This window comes from Streptomyces sp. SAS_270, assembly GCF_052543295.1.
Genome location: NZ_JBMNDS010000138.1, coordinates 1 through 14,375, shown reverse-complemented (window position 1 = coordinate 14,375; position 14,375 = coordinate 1). Strand labels below are relative to the sequence as shown.

Annotated in this window: 10 protein-coding genes; 5 read left to right on the top strand and 5 right to left on the bottom strand. The window is 72.2% G+C overall.

What is annotated here, in order from left to right; genetic code table 11:
• Positions 1–160: 160 nt before the first annotated feature.
• Both ACN6LB_RS44435 and ACN6LB_RS44430 read right to left on the bottom strand, forming a co-directional pair.
• Positions 161–2,740, bottom strand: coding sequence for an ABC transporter permease (locus tag ACN6LB_RS44435; protein ID WP_445030892.1), 2,580 nt, complete (start codon positions 2,738–2,740; stop codon positions 161–163).
• On the bottom strand, positions 2,737–3,525 hold the full coding sequence (locus tag ACN6LB_RS44430; RefSeq protein WP_445030891.1) for an ABC transporter ATP-binding protein: 789 nt from the start codon (positions 3,523–3,525) through the stop codon (positions 2,737–2,739). Before ACN6LB_RS44430 ends, ACN6LB_RS44435 begins: the two co-directional genes overlap by 4 nt.
• A gap of 354 nt (positions 3,526–3,879) precedes the next feature.
• Between ACN6LB_RS44430 and ACN6LB_RS44425 the strand changes: the two genes are divergently transcribed.
• The 3 genes from ACN6LB_RS44425 (at position 3,880) to ACN6LB_RS44415 (ending at position 7,852) form a co-directional block, all read left to right on the top strand.
• Positions 3,880–5,427, top strand: coding sequence for an MFS transporter (locus ACN6LB_RS44425; RefSeq protein WP_445030890.1), 1,548 nt, complete (start codon positions 3,880–3,882; stop codon positions 5,425–5,427).
• A 275-nt stretch (positions 5,428–5,702) separates the two neighbouring features.
• On the top strand, positions 5,703–6,143 hold the full coding sequence (locus tag ACN6LB_RS44420) for a DUF485 domain-containing protein (protein ID WP_445030889.1): 441 nt from the start codon (positions 5,703–5,705) through the stop codon (positions 6,141–6,143).
• A gap of 128 nt (positions 6,144–6,271) precedes the next feature.
• Entirely contained in the window at positions 6,272–7,852 is a 1,581-nt protein-coding gene (locus ACN6LB_RS44415) for a sodium/solute symporter (protein ID WP_445030893.1), read from the top strand.
• 27 nt (positions 7,853–7,879) lie between these two features.
• On the opposite strand, the gene ACN6LB_RS44410 is transcribed toward ACN6LB_RS44415, so the two are convergent.
• The 3 genes from ACN6LB_RS44410 to ACN6LB_RS44400 form a co-directional block, all read right to left on the bottom strand.
• Positions 7,880–8,767 carry a cellulose-binding protein gene (locus ACN6LB_RS44410; protein ID WP_445030888.1) on the bottom strand — a complete coding sequence of 296 codons (888 nt, stop codon included), beginning with the start codon at positions 8,765–8,767 and terminating at the stop codon, positions 7,880–7,882.
• Between the two features lie 205 nt (positions 8,768–8,972).
• Positions 8,973–11,645 (bottom strand): SUKH-4 family immunity protein, encoded by a 2,673-nt coding sequence (locus tag ACN6LB_RS44405; protein WP_445030887.1) that lies wholly within the window; start codon positions 11,643–11,645, stop codon positions 8,973–8,975.
• Positions 11,646–11,652: 7 nt separating this feature from the next.
• Positions 11,653–12,675 (bottom strand): SMI1/KNR4 family protein, encoded by a 1,023-nt coding sequence (locus tag ACN6LB_RS44400; RefSeq protein ID WP_356144022.1) that lies wholly within the window; start codon positions 12,673–12,675, stop codon positions 11,653–11,655.
• 237 nt (positions 12,676–12,912) lie between these two features.
• Between ACN6LB_RS44400 and ACN6LB_RS44395 the strand changes: the two genes are divergently transcribed.
• Together ACN6LB_RS44395 and ACN6LB_RS44390 are read left to right on the top strand one after the other, a co-directional pair.
• Positions 12,913–13,416, top strand: a complete 504-nt coding sequence (locus tag ACN6LB_RS44395) for a YwqJ-related putative deaminase (RefSeq protein ID WP_356144024.1) — start codon at positions 12,913–12,915, stop codon at positions 13,414–13,416.
• A gap of 72 nt (positions 13,417–13,488) precedes the next feature.
• Positions 13,489–13,983, top strand: coding sequence for an SUKH-3 domain-containing protein (locus tag ACN6LB_RS44390; protein WP_356144026.1), 495 nt, complete (start codon positions 13,489–13,491; stop codon positions 13,981–13,983).
• Positions 13,984–14,375: the final 392 nt, after the last annotated feature.

Sequence of the window (14,375 nt, the reverse complement as noted above, 5' to 3'; positions counted from 1 at the left end):
CCCCCCCCCCCCCCCCCCCCCCCCCCCCCCCCCCCCCCCCCCCCCCCCCCCCCCCCCCCCCCCCCCCCCCCCCCCCCCCCCCCCCCCCCCCCCCCCCGGCCCCGTCCCCGTTCCCCCCATCCCCCGCGACCCCCGTGCGCGGTGGCTGTCCGGTGGTCCGTCAGTCGGTGGCGATCGCGTTCAGTACGTTCATCCGGCCCGCCCGGAAGGCCGGGACCAGGGCGGCGAACAGGCCCACGAAGGCCGAGCCGATGAAGACCCCGATGATCGTCGGCCAGGGGATCTCCAGGATGCCCAGGCCTTCCAGCGCCAGGAGCTTCTGGGCGGTCGCCCCCCAGCCCATTCCGAGGCCGAGGCCGAGCAGTGCGCCGAAGAGCGCGATGACGACCGACTCCAGGCGGATCATGCGGCGCAGCTGGCGGCGCGACATCCCGATGGCCCGCATCAGGCCGATCTCGCGCGTCCGCTCCACCACCGACAGGGCGAGGGTGTTCACGACGCCGAGGACCGCCACGATGATCGCCAGGGCGAGGAGGCCGTAGACCATGTTCAGCAACTGGCCGACCTGGTCCTTCAGTTCCTGCTTGTAGTCGGTCTGGTCGCGGACGTCGTACTGCGGGTACTGCTCCATGGCCTTCTTCAGGGCCGCGTACGCCTGCTTCTCCTGGCCCTTCTTGGCCTCGGCGAACATGATCACGTTCGGCGGGATCCGGTCCTTGGGGAGGTACTTCGCCATGGTCGTGAGGCTGATGTAGCGCGCGCCCTGGTCGAAGACCGAGTCGTCGTCGGTGACCGCGGCGACCTTGAGCTTCGCCGTGCGGCCGCCCTTGAAGGCGACGGTCATGGTGTCGCCGACGTGCACGCCGTGCTTCTTGGCGTAGTCCGAGCCGACCGACATCGCGTCGCTGCCGTAGGCCGCGGTCAGCTTGCCCTCGGTCGTCTCACGGCGCAGGTCGCTGGCGTACGTCGGGTCGGCGGCCGTGACCTCGCTGTCCTCCGTCGTTCCGTCCGGGGAGGTCAGCTTGGCCTGGATCTCCTTGTAGCGGGTGACGTGCGCCAGGCCGGGTGAGGCCTGCATGGCCTTCTCGGCCTGCGGCACGATCCGCTGGTTGCCCTCGACGATGAAGTCCGCACCGACCGACTTGTCTAGCTGGTCGGTCGCCGAGGCGACCATCGAGGCGCCGACCACGGAGAGACAGGCGACCAGCGCGAGGCCGATCATCAGGGCCGCGCCGGTGGCGCCGGTGCGGCGCGGGTTGCGCAGGGCGTTGCGCTCGGCCATCCGGCCCACGGGGCCGAACATCCGCAGCAGGACCGCGCTGATGACGCGGACCACACCGCCCGCGAGCAGCGGGCCGATGATCACGAACCCGATCAGGGTCAGCACGACACCCGCGCCGAGGACCAGGGAGCCGTCGCTCGCCTTCTTGGCGGTGGCCGCCATGTAGAGGGCGGCGGTACCGGCGCCGGTGAGAAGCAGGCCGATCAGACCGCGGACGAGACCGGCCTTGCCGTCGGCAGGCGTACCGGCGTCGCGCAGTGCCGCCATCGGGGAGACCTTGCCGGCGCGGCGGGCGGGGAGGTAGGCGGCGAGGACGGTGACGACGATGCCGAGCAGCAGGCCGACCACCGGGGTGGCCGTCTTGACCGTCAGGTCGTCGGTGGAGAGGTTCATGCCCATCGAGGACATGAGTTTCATCAGGCCGACCGCGATGCCGACACCCGCGCCGACTCCGAGGATCGAGCCGATGACGCCGAGCAGGGTCGCCTCGACCAGTACGGACCGGTTGATCTGCTTGCGGGAGGAGCCGATCGCCCGCATCAGGCCGATCTCGCGGGTGCGCTGGGCGACGAGCATCGAGAAGGTGTTGATGATCAGGAAGATGCCGACCAGGAACGCGATGCCGGCGAAGCCGAGCATGGCGTACTTGATGACGTTCATGAACTGGCCGACGCCCTTGCGGTTCTCGTCGGCGTTCTCCTTCTGCGTCTGCACCTTGAGCGCACCGGCGTCGGAGAGGGAGGAGATGACGTTCTGCTTGAGCCGCGTGTCGCTCACGCCCTGTGCGGCCGTGATGTTGATGTGCGTGAACCGGCCGGTGGCGCCGAGGAGTTCGCGCTGCGAGGTGGCGGTGTCGAAGTAGACGACGGCGGCACCGGGGTTGGTCACCTTGAAGGAGGCGATGCCGACGATCTTCGCCTTGAAGTCACCGGTGACGGCGATGGTGCGCAGCTCGTCACCCATCTTGAGGTGGTGCTTGTCGGCGGTGTCGGAGTCGACCATCACCTCGGTGGGACCGCGCGGGGCATGGCCCTGGGTGATCTCCATCGAACGCAGGTCGTTCTTCGTCCAGTTGCCCGCGATGGTCGGGGCGCCGTTGCTGGACCCCATGTTCTTGTTGTCGCTGTTGACGACGGTCACGTTCATCGAACTGACGGCGCCCTCGGCGGACTTGACGCCCTGCACCTTCTTCGCCTGCGTAAGGACGGAGGCGGGCAGCGACTCGGGCTTGCCGTTCTGCGGGGTGTCGTCGCTCTTGGCCGTCTTCGGCAGGACCGTGACGTCGGAAGAGGTCACGGCGAACAGCTTGTCGAACGTCGTGTTCATCGTGTCGGTGAACACGAGGGTGCCGCAGACGAACGCCACCGACAGCAGGACCGCGACGGCGGAGAGTGCCATGCGCCCCTTGTGCGCGAAGAAGTTGCGCATCGAGGTCTTCAGGACGGTGTTGGCACTCATGACGTACGTCCCCGGGCGTCGAAGTCCTTCATGCGGTCCAGGACGGCGTCGGCGGTGGGCCGGTACATCTCGTCGACGATGCGGCCGTCGGCGAGGTAGAGGACGCGGTCCGCGTACGAGGCGGCCACCGGGTCGTGCGTGACCATCACGATGGTCTGGCCGAGCTCGTCGACGGAGCGGCGCAGGAAGCCGAGGACCTCGGCGCCGGCGCGCGAGTCGAGGTTTCCGGTCGGCTCGTCACCGAAGATGATCTCGGGCCGTGCGGCGAGCGCCCGCGCCACGGCGACGCGCTGTTGCTGACCGCCGGAGAGCTGCGTCGGCCGGTGCTTGAGCCGGTCCTTGAGGCCGACCGTCTCGACGACCTGCTGCAGCCAGCCCTGGTCGGGCTTGCGGCCCGCGATGTCCATGGGGAGCGTGATGTTCTCCAGGGCGTTGAGCGTGGGCAGCAGGTTGAACGCCTGGAAGATGAAGCCGATCCGGTCCCGGCGCAGCTGGGTGAGCTTCTTGTCCTTGAGACCGGTGATCTCGGTCTCGTCGAGGTGGATCTGCCCGCTGGTCACGGTGTCGAGTCCGGCGAGGCAGTGCATCAGCGTGGACTTGCCGGACCCCGAGGGGCCCATGATCGCGGTGAACTGACCGCGGGCGATGTCCACGTCGATGTGGTCGAGGGCGACGACGCGGGTCTCACCGGACCCGTACGCCTTCACGACCTGCCGCGCCCGTGCGGCAACGGCCGTACGCCCTCCAGTGCCCCCGTGCCTGGTGATGGTCACAGCCGATGTCACGGTACGTCTCCTATGTCGGTCAACAGATGGTTCACGTGCGCTGGTTACGTCATTGAGTCTGGTCGTCGCGGGGGTCCTGCGCGCTGGTGCTCAGCGCAGTCTTTTGCTGGGGAAAACCCCACCCCCGTGGGTCGGGTGCGCCGCCCCCCAGCGGCATAAAGCCAGGTTAAGGACGGGCCCCGCCCCTTCTCGTCCTCCGACGGGACGAACCCTCCCCGAGCCGTAGTACGGAGATACCCCTAGGGGCCCTCCACCGCCGGGTGGAGCCGTTCTCGGGGTTCGGTCCACCCTCCGGTCCACAAAGGCTCCACCCTCCCGCCGCGTGAGGGGCAAGTGAGAAGGTGGTCGACGGAGATGGATGCAGGGGGAAGGAATCCGGTGGCTCAGGGGGACACGGACATACCGGCCGCGCGGACCGGCGCACCGGCGGACGACCGGGCCGAGGCCCGCCGCCGCCGCGCGGTGGTCGCCGCGCTCATGCTCGCGATGGCGCTGGCCGCGCTCGACTCCACCATCGTGTCGACCGCCGTACCGCAGATCGTCGGCGACCTCGGCGGCTTCTCCGTCTTCTCCTGGCTGTTCTCCGGCTATCTGCTCGCCGTGACGGTCACGCTCCCGGTGTACGGCAAGCTCTCCGACACCTTCGGCCGCAAACCGGTGTTGGTGGCGGGCGCGGGCGTCTTCCTCGTCGGCTCGCTGCTGTGCGCGACGGCCTGGAACATGGCCGCGCTCATCGCCTTCCGGGTCGTCCAGGGCCTGGGCGGCGGCGCCCTCCAGGGCACGGTGCAGACGCTCGCCGCGGACCTCTACCCGCTGAAGGAACGCCCGAAGATCCAGGCCAAGCTGTCCACCGTGTGGGCGACGTCGGCGGTCGCGGGTCCCGCGCTGGGCGGAGTGCTCGCGACGTACGCCGACTGGCGCTGGATCTTCCTCGTCAACCTGCCCGTCGGCGCACTCGCCCTGTGGCTGATCGTCCGCCATCTGCACGAGCCCCGGCGCTCGGCCGTCCGCAGGCCGCGCATCGACTGGGCGGGCGCCCTGGCCGTCTTCGCCTGCGGCGGCGTCCTGCTGACCGCGCTGGTGCAGGGCGGGGTGGCATGGGCCTGGCTGTCCGCCCCCTCGCTCGCCCTGTTCGGTACGGGACTGGCGCTCGTCGGGGTGGTCGTGGCCGTCGAGCGGCGGGCCGCGGAGCCGATCATCCCGGGCTGGGTGTGGCGGCGGCGCACGATCGCCGCGGTCAATCTCGCTCTGGGCGCACTGGGGCTGCTGATGGTCGCGCCGACGGTCTTCCTGCCGACGTACGCGCAGGCGGTGCTCGGGCTCGCGCCGATCGCCGCCGGATTCGTGCTCTCCGTATGGACGTTGAGCTGGCCGGTGGCCGCCGCGCTCAGCCAGCACGTGTACCGGCGCATCGGCTTCCGCAACACCGCGATGCTCGGCATCGGCACGGCCACGCTGCTGCTGCTCGCCTTCCCCTTCCTGCCCTACCCCGGCGAGCCGTGGCAGCCCGCCCTATTGATGCTGCTGCTCGGCGGCGCCCTCGGCCTCTTCCAACTCCCGCTCATCATCGGCGTGCAGTCGACCGTCGGCTGGGACGAGCGCGGCACGACCACCGCGTCCGTCCTCTTCTGCCGGCAGACCGGGCAGACGATGGGCGCGGCCCTCTTCGGCGCCGTCGCCAACGGGGTGCTCGCCACCCGGCTCGGCGGGGCGGGCGATCTCGACTCGGTCACCCGCGCCCTGGACGCGCCGGGCGCCGCCACCGACTCGCTGCGCCACGCGGTCGCCGACGCCGTGCACGCCGTCTACCTCGGCGCGGCCTGCGCGGCCGGACTCGCCTTCCTCGTCCTGCTGCTGGTGGCCCCGCGACGCTTTCCGGTGCTGCCGCACCCGGAGGACTGAGGACGGACCGAACGGTTGCGGTGCGGATCTCCGAGCGGGTGCTGTACGGATCCCGGCTCCCTGTCGCTCACGTTTCCGTCACGAACGTCGGCCGGCCCTGGCTGTAAACGCCGGTAACACCGCAGGTCAGGGCAGTTTGCCGAAGTAAGCGCATACCGACCACTCAGTTTGCTGAAACCTTCCCATCGCCTGCTACCTACGAGTAGCGTGCGTCGCTCACCCCCCCAGCTCCCTGCGGTCCGCACCGGACCCGAGCCCTCGCAAGGAGAAACGGGATGGCAGACGCGTTCTCGTCCCCCGACCACCGCTCGCCCTACAACCCCGCCCACTCCCCACCCCCGTACACCACCTATCCCTGGCAGCCGCCGCCGACGGAGCCGACGAGGCAACGCCACCCCCGCCGGCCCGCCCTCGGCCACCACAGTGACCTGCGCCTGCTGCGCACCGCCTACCGCCGGCAGCGGCGCGTGGCCACGTTCACCGCGCTCGGCTACTTCACGCTCTTCCTGATCCTGTCCGCGTTCGCACCGTCCTTCATGACGAGCACCGTCTCCGGCGGGCTGTCCATGGGGCTGCTGCTCGGACTGATCCAGGTCCCGGTCACCTGCCTGGCGATCGGGCTGTACGAGTACACGGCCCGGCACGGCGTCGACCCGATCGCCGACCGCATCCGCAAGCAGGCCGAACTGGACGCCAAGCGGGAGGCCGCACGATGACCGCACCCGCCGCTGTCACGGCACACGTCGCACAGGTCGCACCCGCCGCACCCACCGGACACCTGGCCGAACACCTGAGTGCCGGCCTGCCCGGCGGGCTGACCGGGTTCAGCAGTTCGGGGCAGGCGATGTCGCTGGTCGCCTTCACCACGGTCGCCACCATCACGCTGCTGCTGTGCGTGATGACCGGCCCCGACCGCGACGACCTCGACGAGTTCTACACGGGCTACGGCTCGCTCTCACCCCTGCGCAACGGCCTTGCCATCGCCGGGGACTACATCTCCGCGGCGACCGTGCTCGGCACGGGCGGGGTCATCGCGCTCGCGGGCTACGACGGTGTCGTCCTCGCCCTGAGCACCGCCCTGTCCCTGATGCTGCTGATGTTCCTGCTGGCCGAACCCCTGCGCAACGCGGGCCGGTTCACCATGGGCGACGCGCTCGCCCGCCGGATGCCGGGCCGCGCCGTGCGCATCACGGCGTGCGCCACGACCATCGCCGCGCTGCTGCCGCTCATGCTCGTCCAACTCGCCGGCACGGGCGATCTGTTGGCATTCATCCTCGGCTTCTCCAGCGACGCCCTGAAGACCGGGTGCATCGTCGGGATCGGCGCGCTGATGATCAGCTACGCGGCGATCGGCGGCATGAAGGGCACCGCCCTCATCCAGATCATGAAGATCGTGATGCTGCTCGGCTCCGGCACACTGGTGGCCGCCCTGATCCTCAGCCGCTTCGGCTGGGACCCGGGCGCGCTGTTCGCCGCCGCCTCCAACAACAGCGGAGTGGGTCCGGCGTTCCTGCACTCGGGGCTGGAGTTCACGGGCGGCTCCTACCCCCGGCTGGACATGGTCAGTTCGGAGCTGACGATCGTGGTCGGCGGCGCCTGTCTGCCGCACATCACCATGCGCATGTACACCGCGGGAAGCGCCCGCCAAGTCCGCCGCTCGCTGTCCTGGGCCGTCCCGTGCGTGGCCCTGTTCGTCCTGGTCATCACGGTCGTCGGCTTCGGCGCGACCGCACTGATCGGGCGCGCGGCGATCGCGGGCGCCGACCCGCAGGGCAACACGGCGTATCTGCTGGGCTCGCGGGCCGCGTTCGGGCCGGACGTGTCGACGGCGGAGGCGTTCCTCTTCACCACCGTCACCGCGGCGATCTTCCTCACGCTGCTCGCCTCGGTCGCCGGAATGATCCTGGCCTGCGCCAACTCCCTAGCCCACGACGTCTTCGCGAGCGGAACGCGGCCGACCTCACCGCGCCGCGAGATGACCCTCGCCCGTCTGTCGGCCCTCGCGGTCGGCGTCACCGCGATCCTGCTGGCCACCCTCGTCCAGCACACCAACCTGCAGGCCCTGGTCACGCTCTCGTTCTGCCTGGGCGCGTCCGCCATAGCACCGGCCCTGGTCTACGGCCTCTTCTGGCGCCGCTACACCCGAACGGGCCTGCTGGCCACCCTGATCGGCGGCACGGTCAGCGTCCTCGTCCTGATGACCGGCACCAACCTGGTCTCGGGCTCACCGTTCTCCGCCTTCCCCGACGCCGACTTCAACTGGTACCCCTTCACCACCACCGGCCTTGTCTCCGTCCCGCTCGGCTTCGCGTTCGGCTGGCTGGGCACGATCGCCTCCGGCCACCGCAAGGCGGAGGAGCAACGGCACCAGTACGAGGCGGTGGAGGGCTGGATCCTGGCAGGAGCCGTACGAAGGAGCGAGTGACCCCGGGCGCCGCGGCGGTGCTCCGGTCTACTCGGCCGGGGCCCGCCCGGTCAGGGTCGTGAGGCTGGTCCGTACGTGATCCATGTGGGCGCTCACGTCGTCCCAGGTCTCGCCGTGCTCGCGCAGCACCCGCTCGGTCTCCCGGTGGATCCGCTCCTCGCGCACCCGGGCCTCGGCCAGCAGTTCGGCGGCGCGGGCCTCGGCGTCCTCCTGGCGGTGCCGGGCCGACTCCTCGGCCTCGGCGAGGGCACGCCGGGCCTCGTCGAGGCCGGCCTCGGCACGCGCCACGAGCTCCACATGGCGCGCGTCGAGGCCGGCCTCCCGCTCGACCGCGGCACGCTCCGCCTCCTCCAGGCGCTGCTCGTGCTCCTTCTCCTGATCGGCGAGCAGCCCTTCCGTGCGCCGGCGCACCTCGCGCAGCGCGGCCAGCGCCTCGCCGCGGCCCTCCTTCACGTCGCGACGGGCCGAGATCCGCATCTCGTCGGCCTCGGCGCGGGCCACCAGCAGCCGCTGCCGGGCGCGCTCCTCGGCGTCACCGCGCACCGCGTCGGCCTCCGCCCGCGCCTCGTCGCGCACCCGGCGCCCCGCCTCCTCGGCCTCCGCCACGACCAGCCGGGCATCGCGGCGCCCCTGCTCCACGACCGCCGCGGCCTCCTCCTCGCCGAGCTGGAAGATCCTGCGGGCGCGCTCCCCCAGTTCCTCGTACGTCTGCGGACCGAGTCCCGCCACGACCTCCCGCAGCCGCCCCGCCTCCGCGTCCATGTCCTTGGCCAGCACGGTCAGCCGCGCCGCCCGCTCCCACGCCGCGTCCCGGTCCAGCGAGAGCCCGGCGGCGTACGCCTCCACCTGCTCGGGCCGGTAACCACGCCCCCGCACGACCACGAAGCCGTGCGGCGACACCGATGCACCGCTCATCGAGGGACCCCTCTCCGAACCAGACGAACCCGACCTGAACGAATCCGGCCTGAACGAAATGACTATTTCGCGCACATCTTGATGGATCGCACGGAAGTGTGCATAACGCGACACTCCGCCCATCAGTCACGGTCAGGATGCGCACACAAAAGGGCGGGTCCGGTCATATGACCGGGCCCGCCCCTGAGAGGCAGTCACCTCGACGTCACAGCAGGCCGTCCCACATCTGCTCCAGCAGGACAGACCACCAGGACTCCGGGGAACCCAGGGCCGCCGGGTCGAGGGACGCGAGCTGGGCCTGGAAGTCGACGGTCCAGCGGCCCGCCTGCTCCTGGTTGAGACCGAAGCGCAGCCGCCACATACGGCCGAGCAGCGCGAGGCAGCGGGCGAACTCGGGCAGGCCCGTGTTCACGAACTGCGGCGGCACCGGGGCTCCGCCCGGACCCGCCTCCACCGGCACGGCCACGATGTTCGCCGTGCCGTACTGAACGCAGATCGCCTTGCCGAAGTCGCTGCCCATGACCAGGTACGAGCCCGCGTCCGCGGCGGGCTGCACCCCGCGCTCCTGCGCCATCTCGGCCAGCGTCGGCACCGGACGGCCCGGCTGGGCCTGCGCCCAGAAGAACGGGCCCATGTCGGCCGGAAGACCGGCCACCACCAGCGTGTGCGCCACGATGTTGGGCACACCCTGGCGGGAGACGGCGGCCTGGTCGAACCGGAAGACGCCCGGTCCGAACGCCCCCACCAGCTCCTGGCCGATCGCCTCCGGCGGGATCGGCGGCGCCGGCTGCACCGGCGGAATCGGCGCACGCACCGGCGCCGGACGCGCCGGACCGTCCGCGACCTGATGCAACTCACCCTGGTGCGCGATCAGTTGGTGCATGCCCTGCTGACGGCTCGCGTGATCGGTGCCGTACGGCGCGATGCTGGTGATCCGCGCCTGCGGCCAGCTCTCCCGGATCATCCGCGCGCAATACGCGCCCGGCAGCTCGCACGACTCCAACTCCGTGTGCAGCTCAAGCACTTGCTGCGGCGGCACGTTCATCGCACGCAGCTCGTGCAGGATCTGCCACTCCGGGTGCGGAGTGCCCGGCGCGGAGCGGCGGATGAGCTGCTGCTCGGAGCCGTCCTGCGCGCGGTAGCGCAGCACGGCCTGGTAGCCGGGGCCCACGATCGGCTGCCCGACGGGCGGCTGCGGATAGCCGTACGCCGGCTGCTGCTGCCCCGGGAAGGGCTGACCGGGCAGCGGCTGAGGCGCTTGCGGCGGCGGGGGCACGCCGGGGCCGCCGACGGGCGGACCGACCTGCGGGCCGGCCAGCATCGTCGCCGCGTGATGGACGTTGCCCGCTGGCGGGGCGCCCGGGACACCCGGGGCGCCACCGGGGGTTCCCGGCGCGTGCGGCGGCTGAGGCGCGCCGGGGCCGCCGACGGCAGGACCGGCCAGCATCGTCGCCGCATGGTGGACACCACCGGCAGGCGTACCCCCGGGAGGCTGCGGAGCGGCGGGCTGACCCGGAGCACCGGGAGCACCGGGAGCACCCGGCGGCAGGGGCGCGCCCGGGCCGCCGACGGCAGGACCGGCCAGCATCGTCGCCGCGTAATGGGCATCACCGGCAGGCGGCTGCGGAGCGGCGGGCCCACCCGGCGCCCCGGGCCCGTCCGGGCCGAGCTGAGAGACGAGTTGGGTCGGGACGTACCCGCCCGCCGGGGTGCCCGGAGCGCCGGGCCCGGACGGCGGCGGCGTACTGCCCGGCCGCACACCCGGCGTTCCCGGGGCGCTCGGCGGCGGCGGCGCACCCGCACCGGCGCCCCGCGCCCGCGGCGGGGCCTGCGCCTTGCTGGTCGCGGCATCGGCGATGTCACCGGCGTGCGGCGGCAGCGGCCGCTCCGGCGCGACCGGTCCACCCGGACCCGCGGGCGGCTGCGCACCGGGAACCGGCGCACCCGGCGGCGGGGTCGGCGCCCCACCGGGACCCTGCGGATAGCCGTACGAGGCCGGCGCCGGAGGCGGCGTAGCGGGCGAACCCGGCGTACCCGGACCGCCCGGAGCCTGCGGGAAGCCACCGGACGGCGGCCCGGGGTTCGGGTCGGAGAGCGCGGGGGCCATGGCGGTGGGCGGAAGCTGACTGCCGCCGGACATCAGGGCGGTCTTGGCGTCCGGCAGCACGCCGGGCGGCGGGGTGCCGCCCTCGTCGAGGCCGGACAGCGGCGGCGCGAACACGGTCGCGGGCAGCGGTACGGAACGGTCGTCGCCGGCATCCGCGTTGGTGTCGGTCCCCGCCCAGGGGGTCGCCGAGGCAGGCACGCCCGCGGCGTCCTGCCCCTGCCCGGCCGCGGGCCACGCACCCGCGCCCGCGTCCGAGGGAGCCGACGGCGCAGGCGGCGTGGGCACTCCGACCCCCGAAGAGGCAGCGGCCACACCTCGCGGACCCGGCACCGCATCCGACGGCGCATCGGCCGGGCTGCCGGACGAACCGCCCGAGGCCCCCGCCCCCGCCTCCGCACGACGGTCCGGAATCCCCATCTTGTCCGCGGCCTCCTGCAGCCACTCGGGCGGAGTCAGCAGGAAAGACGTCTGGTTCAGATCGACCCGGGCCGGAGGCGCCGGCGCCGCGTCCGGCGCTCCGTACTGCTCCTCGTAACGGCGGATCACCTCGCCCACCGCCAGCCCGGGCCACAGCGTCGCGTCGCCGCTGTCCCGCGCGATGACGAGCCGCTGGGCACCGCCGTCCGAACGCGGGCCGTCGGCACGGTCCTCGGCCCACACCACGAAGCCGAGCTCGAACTCACGCACCCGCACCTCGCGGTGCTGATAGCCGGGCACATCGCCGTTGATCCACTCTTCCGCGCGCTCCTGCGCCTGCGCGAAGGTCACCATCGGAAGCTCACTCCCCCATCGAAGACGCCGAAGGCCCAGAAGCCACGGAAGACGCCGTGCCGACCGGGACGGCATGCGCGAAGCCGCCGTCCACCATCAGATTCGCCACGGTCTCCAGCTCCGGCGGATTACCCGCCAGCCGGGACAGGAACTGGTCGAAGTCGTCACCACAGGGCAGCAGCAGCCGCTGCACCCGCTCCGCCGGCGGCCAGGCATCCTGGTCACGGGCGTCGTCGTACGCGCAGAACCAGACCGAACCCGCCGCCTCGCCCCGCACCTTCACGGCGAGCAGCCCACCCTGCACGAACCCGACGCCCAGGTAGTCCTTGGTCAGGTGGTCGCGCAGGCACTTGTTGACGTACACGAGGTCATTGACGGCAGCCTCGTCGCGCACGGTGAAGAACGGCTGGTCCACCAGCAGCCCCAGCTCCGCGTCGAGCGCGGCACCGACAGGCGCGCAGCCCCCGGCCGCCTTCAGGAAGGACCGGTACGCCCCGGGCAGCCGGTACCCCAGCTCCTCCTCGACCGCCAGCACCTGCTGCTCCGTCACCGCGACCGCCGACTTCGGCAGCCCGAAGTGCGCGGGCCGGGTGTCCTGCAACGGACGCGTGCCCCGCTTGTTCTGGTCCACCGCCGTCGTCGCGAGCCCGCCGTGGTGGCGCAGCAGCGCCTTCACCTCCACCGGCACCAGCTCCAGCCGCCGGCCGCCCGGCACGTGGTGCCAGGTCCAGCCGTGCGGAGTGGCCACCGACGGGATGGTGTCCCACAGGTCGTGCCCCGAGGCGGCCAGCGCGGCGTTCGCGGACACGTAGTCCGTCAACCGGAGCTCGTCGACACCGAAGCCCTCCGGGGGCTCGGCGATCTCCGCGGCGGCACGCGCGTACGCCGAGAAGTCGGGGTAGCCGTGCTCGTCCACCCGTACACCTCTGGGGTGACGGGCCGCCCGGACCGGGTCCGGGAAGTGCACGACCTGCCCGGCGTAGGCCGCGTTCGGCGGCGCGGCTTGCTGCCCGAGCCGACCTGTCGTCATGGCGGTTGCCCCCTGCGGCTTCATCTGTGGCCTGTATGGCTGTACGGATCGCGGATGTCGACAGCCTATGCGGTGGAACGACACCGGTCACCGGGCCTCCGGTTCCGTGACCTGCCGTCACCCCGCCGTGACGGTGCGACGAAGACCGGGCGTGTCGCACGCCCCAGCTTCCGCACCAGCCACGCCATTTGGCAGTCTGTCTCCGCATCGGGGGATGCACGGGAGGGAAGAACGATCATGAACGCGACGCATACGGGGACGTCCGGAGACCCTCGGGTCGGCTGGAGCAGCGCCGAGGCGCCCCGCACACCCACCCTCCAGCACCGCCGCGACGGCATACTTCCCACCGTCGCCGCCGCCCTCTCCGTACGCGGCGCGACACTCACCGGCACCGCCGGCCGCGCCGACCAGCCACCCGCACTCCACCCGCTGGTCCAGGACTTCCTCGACACCCTCACCAGCGCCCAGCGCGACCGCTTCACCGGCCGCTGCGCCGAGGCCATCCTGATCTCCCGGCACATCACCGCCGCCGACGACGCCCGCAGCAGACGGGCCGCACGCAAGCCGATGACGAACGGCGAGGCCCGCAAGGCCCTCAAACAGGCCAAGCTCACCGCCCGCCGCATCCGCGAGGACGGCGACCCGCTGCACGGCAGCTTCGCCGCACCCTGCCGCGCCTGCACAGCGCTGAGCGACCACTTCGGCGTACGCATCGTCGACCCGACGGAACCGGACGACTGACGCGCGCCGTCCCACCCACGGTGGCAGTACGGCGGTGACGCCGGTCCATGACACTCGACGAACGAAGGGCAGATGCACGCCGATCGCACCTCCACCACCCGGTTCTCCGTCCTCGTGGACGCCGCTCTGCGCGCCGCCGGATGGCAGCCCGGGCGCTGGGACATAAAGCAGGCCGAGATCTGGGCCGACGAACTGCGCGGGCATGCGTCACCGGCCGGGCACCGGCACACGGTGTTTCCGGCGGCGGTCGAAGCATGGGCGGAATTCGGCGGGCTGCGGCTCGCCGCGCAGGCGCCGGGGCGGCAGATCGCCCCGGCCTGTCTCGACCTCGACCCGTTGCACGGGCTGCACATGGCCCGCACCCTCGGGGATCTCGGGCGGGCACTCGGCACGGAGGTGTGCCCCCTCGGCGAGGAGTCCGACAACCGGGCGCTGCTCGCCATCGACGCGGAGGGGCGCGTCTACGCCCTCGACCACACCGGCGACTGGTACCTCGGCCCCACCGTCGACCAAGCCCTCACCACCCTCCTCTCCGGCACCGACCCAACCCGCCTAACGGCAGGCTGACCCCCTCCGGGGCGCCACCGGGGTGAGTGGGCAAACCCCGGTACCCCCTGTTCCCTCCGCACCCGGCGTTGGTGCCGGTCGGGGGTGGGTCACGCAACTCGGCGCTTACAAGGCGCCGCTGCGCCCACCCGTGCCGCCCCTGGCGGCACGATTGCCCGCAGTAACGCGGCTTCGCCGGCCCCCAGTGCCACACGCGCGCCCCCACGCACCCGCAGCCGAGTACGCGCGTAAGGGTCCGTGCCGGTACGTCTCTGCCCGTCGCGTAGCCGGCTCCCAGCCGAGTTTCGCCGTGCTCGGGTGCCGGGCAGTACGCCCACGCGGCGACGGGCAAGACGTACCGGCACGGACCCGACCCACAACGAACCGCACCCCACGACAGGCGCCCACGCCAG